The sequence below is a fragment of the Eikenella halliae genome (assembly GCF_001648475.1).
GTDB classification, from domain to species: Bacteria; Pseudomonadota; Gammaproteobacteria; order Burkholderiales; family Neisseriaceae; genus Eikenella; species Eikenella halliae.
The window spans coordinates 20,448-37,984 of record NZ_LXSQ01000012.1 but is presented as its reverse complement, the minus strand read 5'-3'; the positions used below and the strand labels follow the sequence as shown (position 1 = coordinate 37,984).

General features: G+C 59.0%; 15 protein-coding genes. 9 read left to right on the top strand and 6 right to left on the bottom strand.

The window, feature by feature from the left end:
* Window positions 1-64: 64 nt before the first annotated feature.
* The 5 genes from A7Q00_RS04325 to A7Q00_RS04305 all read left to right on the top strand — a co-directional run bounded on the left by A7Q00_RS04325 (window position 65) and on the right by A7Q00_RS04305 (window position 7,309).
* On the top strand, window positions 65-1,111 hold the full coding sequence (locus A7Q00_RS04325; protein WP_064089400.1) for a Gfo/Idh/MocA family protein: 1,047 nt from the start codon (window positions 65-67) through the stop codon (window positions 1,109-1,111).
* A gap of 89 nt (window positions 1,112-1,200) precedes the next feature.
* Entirely contained in the window at window positions 1,201-2,856 is a 1,656-nt protein-coding gene (locus A7Q00_RS04320) for an ApeI family dehydratase (RefSeq protein ID WP_064089399.1), read from the top strand.
* Window positions 2,849-5,161, top strand: a complete 2,313-nt coding sequence (locus A7Q00_RS04315) for an MMPL family transporter (RefSeq protein WP_064089398.1) — start codon at window positions 2,849-2,851, stop codon at window positions 5,159-5,161. The genes A7Q00_RS04320 and A7Q00_RS04315 overlap by 8 nt, the downstream gene beginning before the upstream one ends.
* Before the next feature lie 161 nt (window positions 5,162-5,322).
* Window positions 5,323-5,841, top strand: coding sequence for an SH3 domain-containing protein (locus A7Q00_RS04310; protein WP_064089397.1), 519 nt, complete (start codon window positions 5,323-5,325; stop codon window positions 5,839-5,841).
* A 223-nt stretch (window positions 5,842-6,064) separates the two neighbouring features.
* Complete coding sequence (locus A7Q00_RS04305; RefSeq protein ID WP_064089396.1) at window positions 6,065-7,309, top strand: NAD(P)/FAD-dependent oxidoreductase; 1,245 nt, start codon at window positions 6,065-6,067, stop codon at window positions 7,307-7,309.
* 214 nt (window positions 7,310-7,523) lie between these two features.
* Here A7Q00_RS04305 and A7Q00_RS04300 read toward each other — a convergent pair whose 3' ends face one another.
* From A7Q00_RS04300 to A7Q00_RS04285, 5 genes are all read right to left on the bottom strand, one after another.
* On the bottom strand, window positions 7,524-8,153 hold the full coding sequence (locus A7Q00_RS04300; RefSeq protein WP_064089395.1) for an alpha-ketoglutarate-dependent dioxygenase AlkB family protein: 630 nt from the start codon (window positions 8,151-8,153) through the stop codon (window positions 7,524-7,526).
* Entirely contained in the window at window positions 8,143-8,976 is an 834-nt protein-coding gene (locus A7Q00_RS04295; protein WP_064089394.1) for a bifunctional transcriptional activator/DNA repair enzyme AdaA, read from the bottom strand. The genes A7Q00_RS04300 and A7Q00_RS04295 overlap by 11 nt, the downstream gene beginning before the upstream one ends.
* A 141-nt stretch (window positions 8,977-9,117) precedes the next feature.
* Window positions 9,118-9,285 (bottom strand): hypothetical protein, encoded by a 168-nt coding sequence (locus A7Q00_RS13385; protein WP_156503731.1) that lies wholly within the window; start codon window positions 9,283-9,285, stop codon window positions 9,118-9,120.
* An 8-nt stretch (window positions 9,286-9,293) separates the two neighbouring features.
* Complete coding sequence (locus A7Q00_RS04290; RefSeq protein WP_064089393.1) at window positions 9,294-10,295, bottom strand: pentapeptide repeat-containing protein; 1,002 nt, start codon at window positions 10,293-10,295, stop codon at window positions 9,294-9,296.
* 168 nt (window positions 10,296-10,463) lie between these two features.
* Window positions 10,464-11,321, bottom strand: a complete 858-nt coding sequence (locus tag A7Q00_RS04285; RefSeq protein ID WP_064089392.1) for an EamA family transporter — start codon at window positions 11,319-11,321, stop codon at window positions 10,464-10,466.
* Window positions 11,322-11,803: 482 nt separating this feature from the next.
* Between A7Q00_RS04285 and typA the strand changes: the two genes are divergently transcribed.
* The 4 genes from typA (at window position 11,804) to A7Q00_RS04260 (ending at window position 15,855) form a co-directional block, all read left to right on the top strand.
* Window positions 11,804-13,615 carry a translational GTPase TypA gene (typA, locus tag A7Q00_RS04280; RefSeq protein WP_064089391.1) on the top strand — a complete coding sequence of 604 codons (1,812 nt, stop codon included), beginning with the start codon at window positions 11,804-11,806 and terminating at the stop codon, window positions 13,613-13,615.
* A gap of 252 nt (window positions 13,616-13,867) precedes the next feature.
* Window positions 13,868-14,512, top strand: coding sequence for an orotate phosphoribosyltransferase (gene pyrE / locus A7Q00_RS04275; RefSeq protein ID WP_064089390.1), 645 nt, complete (start codon window positions 13,868-13,870; stop codon window positions 14,510-14,512).
* Between the two features lie 434 nt (window positions 14,513-14,946).
* Window positions 14,947-15,342, top strand: a complete 396-nt coding sequence (locus A7Q00_RS04265; protein WP_064089388.1) for a hypothetical protein — start codon at window positions 14,947-14,949, stop codon at window positions 15,340-15,342.
* Between the two features lie 93 nt (window positions 15,343-15,435).
* Window positions 15,436-15,855 (top strand): hypothetical protein, encoded by a 420-nt coding sequence (locus A7Q00_RS04260; protein WP_064089387.1) that lies wholly within the window; start codon window positions 15,436-15,438, stop codon window positions 15,853-15,855.
* 399 nt (window positions 15,856-16,254) lie between these two features.
* On the opposite strand, the gene ispG is transcribed toward A7Q00_RS04260, so the two are convergent.
* On the bottom strand, window positions 16,255-17,532 hold the full coding sequence (gene ispG / locus A7Q00_RS04255; protein ID WP_064089386.1) for a flavodoxin-dependent (E)-4-hydroxy-3-methylbut-2-enyl-diphosphate synthase: 1,278 nt from the start codon (window positions 17,530-17,532) through the stop codon (window positions 16,255-16,257).
* Between the last annotated feature and the right edge of the window lie 5 nt (window positions 17,533-17,537).

The window sequence follows — 17,537 nt, the reverse complement described above, 5'->3', positions numbered from 1 at the left end:
TTTTTCAGGTAGCCCCTCCAAGGCTACCTGAAAACCCGAAATCCTTTCCTTCAGGAACATCCGAATGAACCATCCAACCCAATCCCGCAAAATCCGCGTCGGCATCATCGGACTGAGCGCGGACGGCGGCTGGGGCGCATTAGCACACTACCCATCCCTGTCCAAACTGCCCGAACTGTTTGAAATCACCGGCCTGACGGCCAGCACACCCGCCAAAGCCCAAGCCGCCGCACAAAAATACGGCGTGCCGTTTGCCACCGACAACGCGGCGGAATTGGCAGCACGCAGCGACGTGGATTTGCTGGTGGTCGCCGTCAATCTGCCGCAACACCAAGCCCTGCTGGAACAAATCCTGCCTTCCGGCAAAGCCGTTTATTGCGAATGGCCGCTGGGCACAGACCCCGACCAATCCCGCCATCTCGCCGCCCTAGCCGCCCAATACGGCTGCCGAAACTTCATCGGCCTGCAAGCCCTGCATTCGCCCTATGTAAATAAAATCAAACAGTTGCTGGACAACCCTGCCACGGGACGGATGCTCGCCTGCACCATTCAAGGCAGCGACCCTTCCCGTGCCCGCACTTCCCTTTCCCGCTACCGCTACGCCCAATTTCAGGAAAACGGCGTAACCACACTCACCATCCCCTTCGGCCATCTGCTCTCCGCCCTGCACCTCCTGTTTGGCAGCCTGAACCAAATGCACGCGCTCACCGCCTGCCAATATGCCGAAATCCTGTTGCAAGACACCGGCGAAACCGTGCACCGCACCGCCACCGACCACGTGTTTTTCCATGCCCGCACCGCGCAAGGCGGCTTGATTGACGCGGCTTACGGCGGCAGCTTGGAAGGTCTGAAAATCAGCATCGAATGCGAACACGCCCGCATTACCATTACTGCCGCCAACGGACACATCCAATACCAGCCGCTAACCATTGAAATCGCCCGCAGCAACGGCAGCCGCGAAACCTTCGCACCGCATACGGCGGCGCAGGAAAACCTCGTAGGTGCCTACCGCGCCGTGTACCGCGATTTAACCGAAGGCATGCACACCGTTCCCGATTTCGCCGCTGCGGCAGAACACCAGCAAATATTGTTTGATTTGCAGCAGCCGTAGGCGGGCATTCATGCCCATCGCGCTTTCAGGTAGCCTTCAAGGCTACCTGAAACACCGTTAATCCCTTATCCGACAGCCAATCCGAAACCATGCCCATCCTCCCGCTTTTAAACCGCTCCCCCGATTCCCCGTTGGCCGAAAATTGGACAGCCGCGCAGTTTTCCGCCGCCACGCTCTCGCTGGCCGCGCGTTTGCGTGCGCACAGGGTGCAGGCCGCCGCGCTGTGGTTCGACGATGCGGCGCGGTTTGCTTCCGCGCTGCTGGCCGCTTGGCTGGCGGGGGCGGAGGTGTATCTGCCGCCGAATCTGGCGGAGGAAAACCGCCGTTGGGCGGAAGCGGGCGGGGCGGTGTGGTTGAGCGATGTGCCGGAAGTTTCAGACGGCCTCTGGCTGTACGACGGGGCGGCGGAGCAGGCGGCCGCGCCGGCGGAAGCGTTGGAATGGCCGCGTGAAAACGTGCTGTATCTGAAAACTTCCGGCTCTTCGGGCGAGGCGAAGGTGGAAACCAAAACGCGTGCGCAGATGCTGGCCGAAGCGGCGGCGCTGGCCGAAAGGCTGCCTGAAAGCTGGCGCGGTCTGGCCGCCGTGGGCAGCGTGAGTCCGCAGCATTTATACGGGCTGACCTTCCGCGTGTTCGTGTCGCTGGCGGCGGGCTGGGCAATCGGGCGGCGGCAGTGCGTGTATCCCGAACTGCTGCTGGCCGATTCGCGCCGCGAATGCGTGTGGATTGCCAGCCCCGCGCTGTTGAACCGCTTGGGCGAAGGGCGCGATTGGGCGCGGCTGCGGCAGCATGTGCGCGGCATCATCAGCGCGGGCGGGATGCTGCCGGAGGCCACCGCCGCGCTGCTGCAAGAGAAGCTGGGCTTTGCGCCGCACGATGTGTACGGCAGCACGGAAACCGGCGTCATCGCGCTGCGGCAGGGCGGTGCGTGGGAACTGCTGCCCGAAGTGGAGGCTTCGGTAAACGCAGAAAACATTTTTCAGGTAGCCTCGCCGTGGAGCGGCGGGGTGCGGCAAACCGCAGATGCGGTGCGGCTGGACGGCCGCCGATTGGAGCTGCTCGGCCGCCAAGACCGCATCATCAAGCTGGAAGACAAGCGCGTGTCGCTCTCGCAGCTGGAGCACGATTTGCTCGCCCACGCCTGGGTGGCCGACGCGCATTGCGCCCGCCATCCGCAGCACGGCCGGATTGCCGCCTGGGCGGCACTTTCCGCCGAGGGCATTGCCGCGCTGCGCGAGCAGGGGCGCGCCGCCGTGGTGCACATCCTGAAACAGCATCTGGCCAAAACGCAAGACACCGCCGCGCTGCCGCGCTATTGGCGTTTCGCCGCCGCCTTGCCGCGCAACCCGCAGGCGAAAATCCGCGAACAGGATTTTCAGACGGCCTTTACCGTGCCGCAAACCGCGCCGCAGTGGGCTTTGCTGCACGAAAACGCAGAAACGCGCGAATATGCGTTTGAAGGCACGGTGCCGCTGGATTTAACGTATTTCGGCGGCCATTTCGCCGATTTCCCGCTGGTGCCCGGCGTGATCGAAGTGCAGTGGGCGATGGATTTGGCCGCACGCTTCGACTGGGGCAGAAAACCGGTGCAACACATCGAAAACTTGAAATACCAACACTTTGTGCGCCCGCACGACACCGTGCAGCTCACGCTGCGGCACGACGCGGCGAAAAACAAAATCCATTTCGCCATCAGGCAGGGCGACACGCCTTGCGCTTCGGGCAGGGTGGCGCTGCATGACTAGGCTCGCGTGGCTGTATGCCTTACTGCTGGCCTTCGCCGCCGCGTGGCTGGGCTGGGGGATAGCGCAGGGAGGCCGTCTGCAAACCGACCTCACCGCGCTGTTGCCCGCCGACGCGCAGGTGGACGCGGTGTGGCGCGCGGCAGACGAAGCGGGTGAAAAACAGCTCAACGGCCAAATCCTGCTCTTGGTGGGCAGCGAAGATGCCGACCGCGCCTTCGCCGCCGCCGAACAGGTGGCCGGCCGCTGGCGGCAAAGCGGCCTGTTCGCCGCGGTGGACAGCCGCCTAAACCCCGATTTGGCGCAACTGCGGCAGGAAATCCGCCGCCTCGGCGTGAACGCCCTGCCGCGCGAACAGCAGCAGCTGCTCTTGCACGACCCCGCCGCCTATTTCCAACAGCGCGCCGAAGACGCGGCCAACCCGTTTACCGCGCAAATCGTGCCGCTGGAAGACGACTGGCTCGGCTTCGCCCGCTTCGTGCAGCAAAAACAGCCCGCCGGCCGCCTGCAATGGCACAGCGGCAACGGCATGATGTATAGCGAGCAAGACGGCATCACTTGGGTGTGGCTGCGCGCCAGGCTACCTGAAAAAGCCGCCGCCGATCAGGCCGAACGCCTGCTGCCGCTTCTGGCTGATTCCCGCGCCCAAGCCGAGCGCGGCGGCTACCGCCTGCTGGCCGCCGGCGGTGCATTGTTTGCCGCCGAAGCCAAAACCCAATCCGAACGCGAAAGCGGCCTGATGTCCGCCATCGGCCTCACGCTCACCTTCGCCCTGCTGCTGGCCGTGTTCCGCAGCCCGCGCGTGTTTGCGCTGGTGTTGCCGCTGGGCGCGGGCATGCTGCTCGGCGCGGCGGCCGTGGTGGGCGCGTTCGGGCAGATTCATATCCTCACCGTCGTGATCGGCACCAGCCTGGTGGGGATGCTGGTGGATTTCCCGCTGCACTGGCTCACGCCTTCGGTGTTTTCTCCCAACTGGGCGGCCAAAGAAGCCATGCGCCGCGTCCTGCCCGCCTTCCTCGCCGGGCTGGGCATCACCGCCACCGGCTACCTGCTGCTCGCCTTCACCCCGCTGCCCGTGCTGCGCCAAACCGCCGTGTTTTCCGTGGCCGCGCTCGGCGGCGCGTTTGCCGCCACCGTGCTCCTGCTGCCGCCGCTGTTTCGCGGCTACCGCCCCCGCGCCGCTTGGTTTGCCGCCGCCATGCACAAACTCGCCGCCGCCCGCCTGCACTGGCTGCTCCTGCCCATCCTGCCGCTGGCCGCCGCAGGCTACCTGAAAACCGACTGGCGCGACGACATCCGCGACTGGGCGGCCCTGTCGCCCCAACTCATCGCCGAAATGCGCCAAGTGGCCGACATCAGCGGCAACGACACCGGCGGCCGCAGCATCCTCGTGCAAGCCGGTAACGCAGACGAACTCTTGCGCCGCAGCGCGCAAGTGGAAGCCGCCCTGCAACCCTTGGCAAGCAAAGGCAAAATTGGCGGTGTGCAGTCGCTCAACCAATGGCTGCTGCCCGCCGAAGAGCAGCAAGCCCTGCTCGCCCAACTGCGCCGCCTGGCCGAACAGCCCGCCCCCGCCGCCGACCCCATGCTCCAGCTCGGCCTGAAGCCCGACACCATCCACACCGCCCTGCAACAGGCCGCCGCCCAGCCCGTCGTCCCGCTTGATCAAGCCTTAAGCGGGCAAACCGCCGAAGCCTGGCGCACCCTCTATCTGGGCAACATCCAAGGCCAAGAAGCCGCCCTCGTGCGCGTGCAAGGCCTGAACGATGCCGCCGCCGTGCAAACTGCGCTCTCCGCCCTGCCCTGCAACCAAAGCGGTACCTGCGCCCGGCTGGTGGACAAACGCGCCCGGCTGAACGAACTCTTCCGCCACACCCGCAACCACGCCGCCTGGCTCAAACTCGCCTCCTTCGCCCTGGCCTGGCTCGTGCTGTGGCGCATCTTCGGCGCGCGGCGCGGCAGCCTCATCCTCGCCGTGCCCATGATTTCCGCCGCCGCCACCGTCGGCCTGCTCGGCTGGCTCGGCCTGCCCATCAGCCTGTTCGCCATGTTCGGCCTGCTCTTGGTGGCCGCCGTGGGCGCGGACTATGCCGTCTACGCCCTTACCGCCCGCGAAACCCCCGCCGCCAAACTCGGCGGCATCCTCCTCGCCGCCCTCACCACCGCCATCTCCTTCCTGCTGCTCGCCATCAGCATCACCCCCGCCGTCGCCGCCTTCGGCATCACCGTATCGCTAGGCGTGGGGTTGAACGTATTGCTCTCGGCCTGGCTGTTGAAGAAGGAAGGAGCGGGGCGGGAGGCCGTCTGAAAGCGTGGCAAAACATGGGAGTCTACGTCCAACGGGCGAGAAGGCTTCGGCACGCTATTTCTGCGGTGTGGTTTTGCCACCTCTCTTTCAGACCAACACTGCCTTTCCGCCATTTAGCCGCAAAAAGCAGCCTGTACCCCAACTCCAAAGGAAACCCCACCATGAAAAAACTCCTCCTCCCCCTCCTGCTTGCCGCCGCCATGCTGCCCGCCCAAGCCGCCGACTACTTCCTGCCGGATGCCGAATGCGACGGCAGCGCCAACGTCCGCGCCGCGCCCGGCACGCACAGCAAAATCCTCACCGTACTGGATTCCAACAGCCCGCAACGCAAAATCCTCGGCAGGCAGGGCAAATGGTTGCGTATCCAACTAAACGGCGGCCGCACGGGCTACGTCCACCAAAGCCAGGGCTACATCGTGCAGAACTACATCGTCGCCAGCCCCGACGGCTCAGCCAACGTCCGCCACAACGTAATAGATGAAGGCCAGCCGATTACAGGGCAGTCCGAAATCCTCACCACCCTGCCCAACGGCACGCGCGCACAGATTATTCCGAAATTGAACAGGGGCGACTGGCTGTATTACACCAATCAGGGTGCCTATACCGAAAAAGACGAATACGGCAACAACGAACATATTGACGGCTATATCCACAAAAGCCAGCTGCGACGCGTCGATTAGGCAGCCTGCACCCCAATCCAACCTCAAAGGAAACCCCGCCGTGACAGAACTTCTCTTTCCTCTTCTGCTGCCCGCCCAATATAAAAAGGCCGTCTGAAACTTAAACTCATACGGTTTTATATATTGATGCCGCGCAAACCTTATCCCACGATTTTCAGGTAGCCTTCCAGGCCGTCTGAAAGGCTACCTGAAACCCACACCCCCATCCCTAAGGAGACCAAACATGTCCCAATCCTGCGATATCGCCATCATCGGCGCCGGCCCCTCCGGCGCAGTCGCCGCAGCCCTGCTGCTCAAACACGGCTTTTCCGTGTGCGTGCTCGAAAAACAGCATTTCCCCCGCTTCGTGATCGGCGAAAGCCTGTTGCCGCACTGCATGGAATTCATCGAAGAAGCCGGCTTCCTGCCCGCCGTCGAAGCCGAAAAGCGCTTCCAGTTTAAAAACGGCGCCGCCTTTACCTGGGGCAGCCGCTACACCTACTTCGACTTCACCGACAAATTCACCGCCGGCCCCGGCACCACCTTCCAGGTACGCCGCGAGATTTTCGACAAGATCCTGATCGACGAAGCCGCCAAGCAGGGCGCCGACGTGCGCTTCGGCCACGCCGTTACCGCCTTCGACAACAGCGGCGACACCGCCCGCCTCAGCGTGGAAACCGACAACGGCGAAGCCTACGAACTTACCGCCCGCTTCGTGCTCGACGCCAGCGGCTACGGACGCGTCCTCCCCCGCCTGCTCGACCTCGACACTCCGTCCGACCTGCCCATGCGCGAAGCCCACTTCACCCACATCGACGACAACATCGCCGACCCCGATTTCGACCGCAGCAAAATCCTCATCTCCACCCACCCGGTGCACCGCGACGTATGGCTCTGGCTCATCCCCTTCGGCGACAACCGCTGCTCCATCGGCGTGGTCGGCCTGCCCGAACGCTTCGCCGGCCTGGGCGATTCCGAAGCCATCCTGCGCCGCTACGCCGCCGAAATCCCCATGCTCGCGCGCATTTTGGGCAAGGCCCAATGGGAAAACGACTTCCCCTTCCGCCACATCAAAGGCTATTCCGCCAATGTCAAAACCCTGCACGGCCGCCACTTCGCCCTCTTGGGCAACGCCGCCGAATTCCTCGACCCCGTCTTCTCCTCCGGCGTCACCATCGCCATGCACTCGGCCAAACTCGCCGCCGACCTGCTCGCCCGCCAGCTCAAAGGCCAAGAAGCCGATTGGCAGCGCGAATTTGCCGAACCGCTGATGACGGGCGTCAACGCCTTCCGCACCTATGTGAACGGCTGGTATGACGGCAGCTTCCAAGACGCCATCTACGCCTCCAACCGCAACCCCGAAATCAGCCGCATGATCAGCTCCATCCTCGCCGGCTACGCCTGGGACAGCAACAACCCCTACGTGGAAAAATCCGAACGCCGCCTCAAAGCCCTGGCCGAAACCGTGGGCGAGCAGAAGTGCGAATAAGCGGATAAACTTTCAGGTAGCCTTCAATGCCATACCGGCCGGAAGGCTACCTGAAAGCATAAGCTTCGGTGAAGTTCAAATCAGCGAAGCGGATGGCGGCGAAACTCGAGCCCCGCACCAATAAATACAAAGCAGCCTGCACGTGTTTTAAGCACAGTGCAGGCTGCTTTTCGCGTTTTAGCTCCGCAGAAACTCCGTTTTCAGGTAGCCATCTTTACTGCCCCGCCATCACCCGAAACGTCAGATTAATCCGCGGCTCTTGGATGCGGGTGCTTTTCAGGATGGTGTGCAGCCAGTGTTTCTGCGTTTCGCCGTGCATGACGATGAGCTGGCCGTGTTCCAGCCACATTTCGCGTTTTTCCTTGCTTTCTTTGTGTTTGAAGGCGAATTTGCGCGCTGCGCCGAGGCTTAAGGAGGCGATGGCGCTGTCTTTGACCAGCCCCTGCCCTTCGTCGCTGTGCCACGCCATGCCTTCGTTGCCGTTGTTGTAGCGGTTGAGCAAGCAGGAGTTGAAGCGGGTGGGGCAGATGTCGGCGATGGCGGCTTCCACGCGGTTTTTGAGTTCGTGCAAGACACCGCTCCACGGCAGGGCAATACGGTTTGCGCCGGAATAGCCGTAGTTGTAGGACGTGTCTCCGTACCACGCAACTTCGCGGGCAGTGATGATGTGCTTGCCGAATATCACGGCTTCGTCGTGCCGCCAGGGAATATCACGCTGCAAAATTTCAAAATAACGGTCGGCTTCGGCGGCGGTGAAAATCCGTCCGAAATCGCTGACGATGCCGTCGTAGGGCAGGAGGTTGGCGTGCGGGTTGGCGGTTTCTGGGAAGAGGTCAAGCGTCATCAGCGTCTCCCAATTCGTGCGCCAATATCGCCATTTTGCGCCCGCGTTGCCAGCGGTAACCGCCAATGATGCCGCTTTCGCGGATGACGCGGTGGCAGGGAATGAGTAATGCAACGGGATTCTGTCCGACGGCCGTCCCTACGGCGCGCGCGGCGTTGGGCGAACCGACGGCCTGCGCCACTGTGCCGTAGCTTTGCAGGCTGCCTGCGGGAATATCGAGCAGCGCCTGCCAGACTTTGAGCTGGAAGGGCGTGCCTTTGATGTGCAGGGTAATGCGGCCGCACTGGGTGCGGAAGATGTCGGCGGCTTGGCGGTGGAATGCGGTTTCCTGCCCGATTAGGCGGGCGTTCGGATATTCGGCGCGCAATTCGTCCAGGGCGGCGGAAGGGTCGTCTGAAAAACGCATGAAGCAGATGCCTTTGTCTGTTGCTGCTGCCAACAGGTCGCCAAAGGGGCCGGGAATCAGGGTGTAATGGATTTGCAGGCCTGCGCCACCGTTTTTGTATTCGCCCGGGGTCATTTTTTCGATGCCGACAAATAAGTCGTGCAGCCGCCCCGTGCCGCTCAATCCGCCGCTGTGCGCCGCTTCCGCCACGCTTTCGCTGTTTTTCAGGGCGGCTTTGGCGCGGCTGATGCTGATGTGTTGCAGCATTTTTTTCGGGCTGATGCCCGCCCATGCGGAAAATTCGCGCTGCAAATGTTCGGGACTGACGTGCACTGCCGCCGCCACTTGCGCCAAATCGGGCTGTTCGGCGGCATGGTCGTAAAGGTATTCGATGGCGCGGGCAATGCGGAGGAATTGGCGGGTTTGATTCGGAGACATGGGGTTGTTTTGAAGTTTCATGGCGTTAGGATACGCGTAAAGCGGGCGGGGGGCGACCCGATTGTTGATGGGGTTGCGGTTCGGGCATAAAAAAGCAGCCTGCACATTCACAACACAAAGTGCAGGCTGCTTTTCGGGCTTTCAGACGGCTTCAAAAGCAGCCTGCACTTTCAGGTAGCCTGAAAGGAGGATGGGCGGGCTACCTGAAAGCATGGGCTTCAACTGAGTTAGAACCGCGTGCATACGTTCCGCATATACTTTACCCCAACGGGCTATGCCCGGGCGGGTGTCGGATTCAAAAATCCACATTGCGGCGGCTAACAGATCCGACACCCCGTAGCTTCCGCTGCCTTGCACACGAAATCGTAGAGTTGCTGACTCAGTTCTGCTTCTTCTGGATGTTTGAATGAAAAATTATTAGGATGTGCTACTTTGTAAGGGGTTGTAGTATGTGGAGCGTAGAATAATTTTGCGTATTCTATCAATTTCTCTTTTAAAGGACTATCGCTGCTTTCAATAGCAGTGAGCAAATAGTTATGAAATTCATCGGTTACCTTGAATACACAATTGTTTTTTGAGGGTTTCACTTTATCTAAATAACAAAATGACCAAAGGCTGCACATTATGATATCCGCCTTAGAAAAATCCAGTCCATCCATTCTGTTATCTACCTTTTCAGGCGGAATAATCTCACCCTTACGCAGGTTCCCTATCTTTTCAACCCCTTCAAACGAGCAGTCGTATAACAGCCCTTCAAAGGTACAGTTTTTCAGATTGGAATGCCCAAAAAGCGCCTTGTGAATTTCTCCGCTAAATAGGCAGTTCTCTAACAGTTTGCAACTATTGAACTTTAAGCGGATATTCTTTTTGATTTGGGTAAAACGACAGTCTTTTAATGTAGCCCCTATAAAATCTCCCCATTTGTATTTGCAACCAGCAAAACTGCACGATAAGAAGGTAGCGCCATTTCCGCAAATAGCATAGGCGCTCAATTGAAACATGCTTTCGTCGAAAATAACGTGGTCGATCACAGGAATAAAATCGTCTGTCTCTTCAATGGCAAAATACTGCCACACCGAGCCTGAAAAATCGGCATAGGATAGGGAGGTATGGAGAGGTTTGGATATATTTTCCCACATATATCCATTTCGCAAAGGAACTTGCGCTCTTTCACCTATGAGCTTAATCCCACGAAAGTCTTGCAAGCCCCCTTCTGTCAAACCGAACGGTGAGACGCTTAGATTCTGGGTGGCCGACAATATTTCTTCCAAGGTTGTATAAACATCCCAGCGTCTTTTTAATTTAATCGAAATAGCCATTTTTTAGTCCTTTCGTTTTGGAATTCCTTGCATCAAAAATAAATGAAGACTGCGGTTTTATGCAAACGGCGGGGTTTGGGGGCAACCCGCTTCCTCCCCTGTGTGTGAGGGCTGGAGGGAGGGCTTTTGGGGTTTGCTGCGATTTGGTGCAGGCTGTTTTTTCCAATTTCAGCCAGCCTTCCCCACCGCCCGCTGTACCCCGAAAATCGAAGCCAGCACCAGCGCGAAGCCCGCCAGCGATTTCGCATCCATGCCCTGGCCGAGGAACAGCCAGCCCAGTACAAAGGCGCAGACGGGGCTGAGTAATCCCAGCGACGACACGGCGGCGGGCGGCAGTTTGGCGATGCCGTCGAACCACAGCACATAGGCCAGCACCGCGCCGAACAGGCACAGATACAGGTAGCCGCCGAGATTGGCCGCGCTTAACGCTTCCAACGGCGGTTCGGCCAGCAGGGCGACGGGCAGCAGGCACAGTCCGCCGATAAACAGCTGCCAGCCGGTGAACGCCAACACGGGCAGCGAAGTGCGGCGGTGTTTCGACAAATACACGCCCAAGGCCATCGCCGCCGCGCCCGCCAGTGCCGCCAAAATACCGAGCGTGTCGTAGCGCGCCTGCGGCGACAGCACCAACAACGCAATCCCCGCCACGCCCGCCGCCGCCCAGCCCCAAGCCGCTTTCGGCGGCATGGTTTTGCCAATCAGCCAAGTGAACACCAGCACCATTAGCGTTTGCGTGGAACTCAGCACCGCCGCCAAACCGCCCGGCAAGCGGTATGCCGCCACAAACAGCATGGCCTGGAAAAAGCCGATGTTCAGAAAACCGAGCAGGGCGACAATGCCCCATTCGCCACGTTGCGGCAGCCTGCGCGTCCATGCCAGTAGCAACAGCCCGGCCGGCAACACGCGGATAAGCGCGGCGGTGAACGGGCGGTTCGGCGGCAGGAATTCGGTGGTGACCAGATAGGTGCTGCCCCAAATCAGCGGGGCGAGCGCAGTGGCGAGGATGGCGGCGGTGCGGTTGGGCATGGGGGATTCCTTGTGTGTGTGGTGTTTTAGCTTTGCAGAAACTGCGTTTTAACTTCGTTGAAGCTGCGCTTTCAGGTAGCCTGAAGGTCGTCTGAAAACGGGATGTGGATGGGGCAAAGGCAGCATCGCAGGTATGCATATCGGTCGGCTGAATCAAAAAATCAGACCGATGGCAGCCTGCAAAAGGCTACCTGAAAACTGAAAATCGCGTGTGTATCGTATACCCTCTACCTAATCGGGCTACGCTTGCCGCGTTTGGGTTGCTGCGGCAAATGGCGGAGTGGCGCTGGTTTGTCTCTCTTCCCTTGTGTGGGAAAGTTTTTGGGGTGCAGGCTACTTTTTTCAAATTTCAGGTAGCCTTAAATGACTCAAAGGTTACTTGAAAATGCGGTTTTAACGAAGCTAAAACTGCATACCCAACCGTGTTATAATACACAGTTTTTCCCATTCCCAATCCGATTACAAAACAGCAGACAAACCCCATGAAAAACATCCGCAACATCGCCATCATCGCCCACGTCGATCACGGCAAAACCACACTCGTAGACCAACTCCTGCGCCAATCCGGCACCTTCCGCGCCAACCAGCACGTGGACGAACGCGTGATGGACAGCAACGACCTTGAAAAAGAACGCGGCATCACCATCCTCGCCAAAAATACCGCCATCGAATACGAAGGCTACCACATCAACATCGTCGATACCCCCGGACACGCCGACTTCGGCGGCGAAGTAGAACGCGTACTCGGCATGGTGGACTGCGTGCTGCTGCTGGTGGACGCACAAGAAGGCCCGATGCCGCAAACCCGCTTCGTCACCAAAAAAGCCCTCGCGCTGGGCTTGAAACCCATCGTAGTCATCAACAAAATCGACAAGCCCACCGCCCGCGCCAGCTGGGTCATCGACCAGACCTTTGATTTGTTCGACAACCTCGGCGCCAGCGAAGAGCAGCTCGATTTCCCCATCGTCTATGCCTCCGGCCTCTCCGGCTTCGCCAAGCTGAACGAAGAAGACGAGAGCAGCGATATGCGCCCGCTGTTCGACACCATTCTCAAATACACCCCCGCGCCTTCAGGTAGCCCCGATGCGCCGCTGCAACTGCAAATCTCCCAGCTTGATTACGACAACTACACCGGCCGCCTCGGCATCGGCCGCATTCTCAACGGCAAAATCCGTCCCGGCCAAACCGTGGCCGTGATGAACCACGACAAACAAATCGCCCAAGGCCGCATCAACCAGCTCTTAGGCTTCAAAGGCTTGGAACGCGTGCCGCTTGAAGAAGCTGAAGCCGGCGACATCGTGATTATTTCCGGTATCGAAGACATCGGCATCGGCGTAACCATTTGCGACAAAGACAACCCCGTCGGCCTGCCCATGCTCAGCGTGGACGAACCCACCCTCACCATGGACTTCATGGTGAACACATCGCCGCTGGCCGGCACCGAAGGCAAATTCGTCACCAGCCGCCAAATCCGCGACCGCCTGCAACGCGAACTGCTCACCAACGTCGCCCTGCGCGTGGAAGACACCGCCGATGCCGACGTATTCCGCGTGTCCGGCCGCGGCGAGCTGCACCTGACGATTTTGCTGGAAAACATGCGCCGCGAAGGCTACGAACTGGCCGTGGGCAAACCGCGCGTCGTGTACCGCGAAATCAACGGCCAAAAATGCGAGCCGTATGAAAACCTCACCGTGGACGTGCCCGATGAAAACCAAGGCGCGGTGATGGAAGAACTCGGCCGCCGTCGCGGCGAGCTCACCAATATGGAAAGCGACGGCAACGGCCGCACCCGCCTCGAATACCACATTCCCGCCCGCGGCCTCATCGGCTTCCAAGGCGAATTCATGACCCTCACGCGCGGCGTCGGCCTGATGAGCCACGTGTTCGACGACTACGGACCGGTCAAACCCGATATGCCCGGCCGCCACAACGGTGTGCTGGTTTCCCAAGAGCAAGGCGAAGCCGTGGCGTATGCGCTGTGGAACTTGGAAGACCGCGGCCGCATGTTCGTGTCGCCGAACGATAAAATCTACGAAGGCATGATTATCGGCATCCACAGCCGCGACAACGATTTGGTGGTGAACCCGCTCAAAGGCAAAAAACTCACCAACGTGCGCGCCAGCGGAACGGACGAAGCCGTGCGCCTGACCACGCCGATTAAGCTCACGCTGGAAAGCGCAGTGGAATTTATCGACGACGACGAACTGGTGGAAATCACGCCACAATCCATCCGTCTGCGCAAACGCTACCTGAGCGAATTGGAACGCCGCCGCCACTTTAAGAAATTGGACTAAGGCTACCTGAAAAGCCTCAGAGCATATCAGCAAAGGCTACCTGAAACCCGCCTGCCGGTTTTCAGGTAGCCTTTTTATAGTGAATTAACAAAAACCAGTACAGCGTTGGCTCGCCTTGCCGTAACGTGTGTACTGTCTGCGGCTCGCCGCCTTGTCCTGATTTAAATTTAATCCACTATATATCCGCCGAAGAGTGCCGCAGAATCGGCTATAATGCCGCCGTTTCCAATTCTTGATTTCAGGGAAGGTATCATGAGCGATTTTCGGCAGGATTTTCTGCGCTTTGCGCTGGAGCAGGATGTGCTGCGCTTTGGCGAGTTTGTTACCAAAGCCGGGCGGCTTTCGCCCTATTTTTTCAATGCCGGGCTGTTTAACGACGGCGCCGCCACCCTTGCGTTGGCGCGGTTTTATGCGCGTTCGATTCTCGAGAGCGGAGTGGAATTCGATATGCTGTTCGGCCCGGCTTATAAAGGCATCGTGCTGGCTTCGGCCACGGCGATGATGTTGGCCGAAGCAGGGCGCAATGTGCCTTTTGCCTACAACCGCAAGGAAGCCAAAGACCACGGCGAAGGCGGTACGCTGGTGGGCGCGCCGCTAGCCGGTCGGGTGTTGATTATCGATGATGTGATTTCCGCCGGCACTTCGGTGCGCGAGTCGGTGCGCCTGATTGAGCAGGCGGGCGCTACGCCGGCCGGGGTGGCGATTGCGCTCGACCGTATGGAAAAAGGCACGGGCAACCAATCGGCGGTGCAAGAGGTGCGCCAGCAATTCGGGCTGCCGGTGGTGCCGATTGCCAGCCTGGCCGATTTGCTCGCGCTCTTGCAAGACGATGCGCAGTTCCGGCAATACCTCGAGCCGGTACAGGCCTACCGCGACCGCTACGGGGTAGCAGGCTAAAAATATAGTGGATTAACAAAAATCAGGACAAGGCGGCGAGCCGCAGACAGTACACACGTTACGGCAAGGCGAGCCAACGCTGTACTGGTTTTTGTTAATTCACTATAAAGTGTAGGAAATCGTCGCGCTGTTTACATCTTAGGTTCTTGCCTGGCATCCGATATTGTCGGGGGTATCAGCAGATACGAGAAATCCGCCTTCTTTAAATGATAATGACGGATAATCGCCTGATAAGTTATTTTTGGGGAAGTGAAATCCATCTGCAAAGAGGAAGTGCTAAGCACCACAACGGTTTCCAACTTCCCCCGTCGAATCATTACAGCAGCATTCTTATTTTAATTCGCCAAAAATATACCGGGGCTATCGCTTTAGTATCCGCAGATTGGCTATAATGCCCCAACCGCAGCTATAGCGGGCATACAAAGGGAAACATCATGGCCGCCGACCTCCGTCAGCTTTTGCTCAAACTCTATCTGCTCAACAACCCCAAACTCGAACATAAGGTTTACATCTACACTTATCGCGGCGTAACCGATGTGGCTACCAACCCCTTCCAATATGTGAGCGGCGATTTGGCCGAGAACGTGAAGAAAAGCCTGATTCTGCAAAACCTGGCCGGCGGCGAAATGCTGCAGGCCTTCATCGTGCCCACGCCCGACAGCAAAGGTAAAACCCACAGCGCCTACGAAATTGAAAACACCGTGCTCTACGGCAACAAAACCGGCGTCATCATCGAAATCGGGCTTGATAAAGACAAAATCGAAAAAACCGATAAATACCGCCAGTTCAGCCATTTGGCTGTGAGTATGCTGCGGCAGTTTGTCGATTAAACCTGAACCAGAATCCCCATCAGGCTACCTGAAACCCCAAGAGGCGGCTTGAGCAGGATCATCCTGCCAACGCTATAAATGAAAGGAAATATTATGCAAACATGGAAAACCGCCCTCTGCCTCGCCACCCTGCTCACCGCGGCTGCCTGCGCCAAACCGCCTGCCTCAGCTGCAGGCGAAGTGCAGCGGCAAACGGTAACCGATGCGGAAAGCTACTGCAAAACCTCGGCAGCCGTTTCCCATGATGCCATTTTGGCGCGCTTGGAAGGCGAAAAACCGGCTGACACCGAAGCCCGCCTGCGCCAGAAATATACAACTGCCGCCCAAAACGAAGAATCCCGCAGGCTGACGCTCAGTGCCATCAGTATCGCCATCAGCAAAGCCCAGCGTACCAACGTGCCTGCCGATTCAAAAACCTCGGTCAGTGCCGAGACTAAAAACCGCATCGCCGACCGCATCGGCGAAGAGGAGTACCGCTTCTGCATGAACACGCTCAATGCCAATAATCAATAAGTGGGCTAAGAGATAAGTGGGCTAAGAGGCTACCTGAAAAAATAAGCCCCAAGCGCTTCAAACGCGGTTTGAGGGATATTTGAAATAGCTTTGGATGGCTTATGGCAAGCCAACTGAACTTTCGCTGAAGCGTCGGCTTGTCTTGTTATGCTCCTGTTCTGCCTGCGGTTTGCCGCCTTATAGTGAAAGCCGATTTGGCTTACGCCAGCTATAGAGAATAATCACTTTGTTTACAGGTTTTATAGTGAATTAAATTTAAACCAGTACAGTGTTGCCTCGCCTGGCCGTACTGTCTGCGGCTCGCCGCCTTGTCCTGATTTTTGTTAATTCACTATATTAGCCCCAATAAAAAACCTTTGCCGGTTTGGCAAAGGTTTTGTTTTTTGCGCGCCAATCTGGCTAAGCTTGGCGGATGGGGATGATTTTAGCGGTTTGGCCGAGGCGTTTTTTGCCGCCTTCGCCGTAGTTTTCGGCCACGTAGTTTTCCACAATCTGCAAAAACTCGGCAGCCATGTTGTCGCCCTTGAGCGTTACCGTTCGCTCGCCGTCCACATACACGGGGGCAACCGGGGTTTCGCCAGTGCCGGGCAGGCTGATGCCGATATCGGCCAGCTTGCTCTCGCCCGGGCCGTTGACCACGCAGCCCATCACGGCCACATTCAGGCTTTCCACGCCGGGATATTTGTGTTTCCACACCGGCATCTGCATCCGCAGGTGTAGCTGGATATCGCGCGCCAGCTCTTGGAATACGGTGCTGGTGGTGCGGCCGCAGCCTGGGCAGGCGGTAACCATCGGGGTGAAGGAGCGCAGCCCCATGGTTTGCAGGATTTCTTGCGCCACAATCACTTCCTGCGTGCGCGAGCTGCCGGGCTCGGGGGTAAGGGAGATGCGGATAGTGTCGCCGATGCCTTCTTGCAGCAGTACAGCGAGTGCGGCAGTGGAAGCCACGATGCCTTTGCTGCCCATGCCGGCTTCGGTGAGCCCCAGATGCAGCGGATAGGCGCAGCGGCTGCCCAAGTCGCGGTATACCTGAATCAAATCCTGCACGGCGCTGACTTTGCACGACAGGATGATTTTGTTTTCAGGTAGCCCCAAATCCACGGCTTTTTGCGCGGATTCCAGTGCAGAGAGCACCAATGCTTCCTTCATCACGGCTTCGGGCGGCAGCGGTTCGGGGCGGTTGCGGTTGGCATCCATCAGGCGTTTGGCCAGGCTTTGGTCGAGGCTACCCCAGTTCACGCCGATGCGCACGGCTTTGCCGTTTTCGGCCGCGGTGCGGATTAAAAAGGCGAATTTCTCATCGCCTTTCGCGCCTTTGCCCACGTTGCCGGGGTTGATGCGGTATTTGGCCAAGGCTTTGCCGCATTCGGGAAACTCGGCCAGGAGGCGCTCGCCGTTGAAGTGGAAATCGCCGATGAGCGGGGTGGGGCAGCCCATGTCGTCGAGCCGGCTGCGGATTTCGGCCACTTTGGCGGCGGCCTGCGGGTTGTTTACCGTGATCCGCACCATTTCCGAGCCGGCTTCGCTGAGCTCTTTCACCTGTAAGGCGGTGGCTTTGGCGTCGGCGGTGTCGGTGTTGGTCATCGATTGTACCACCACCGGCGATTCGGAGCCGACGGTGATGTGTTCGATTTCTACCTGATGCGTGTGCCGGCGGGAAGGAAGGGTTGTGTTCATAAACG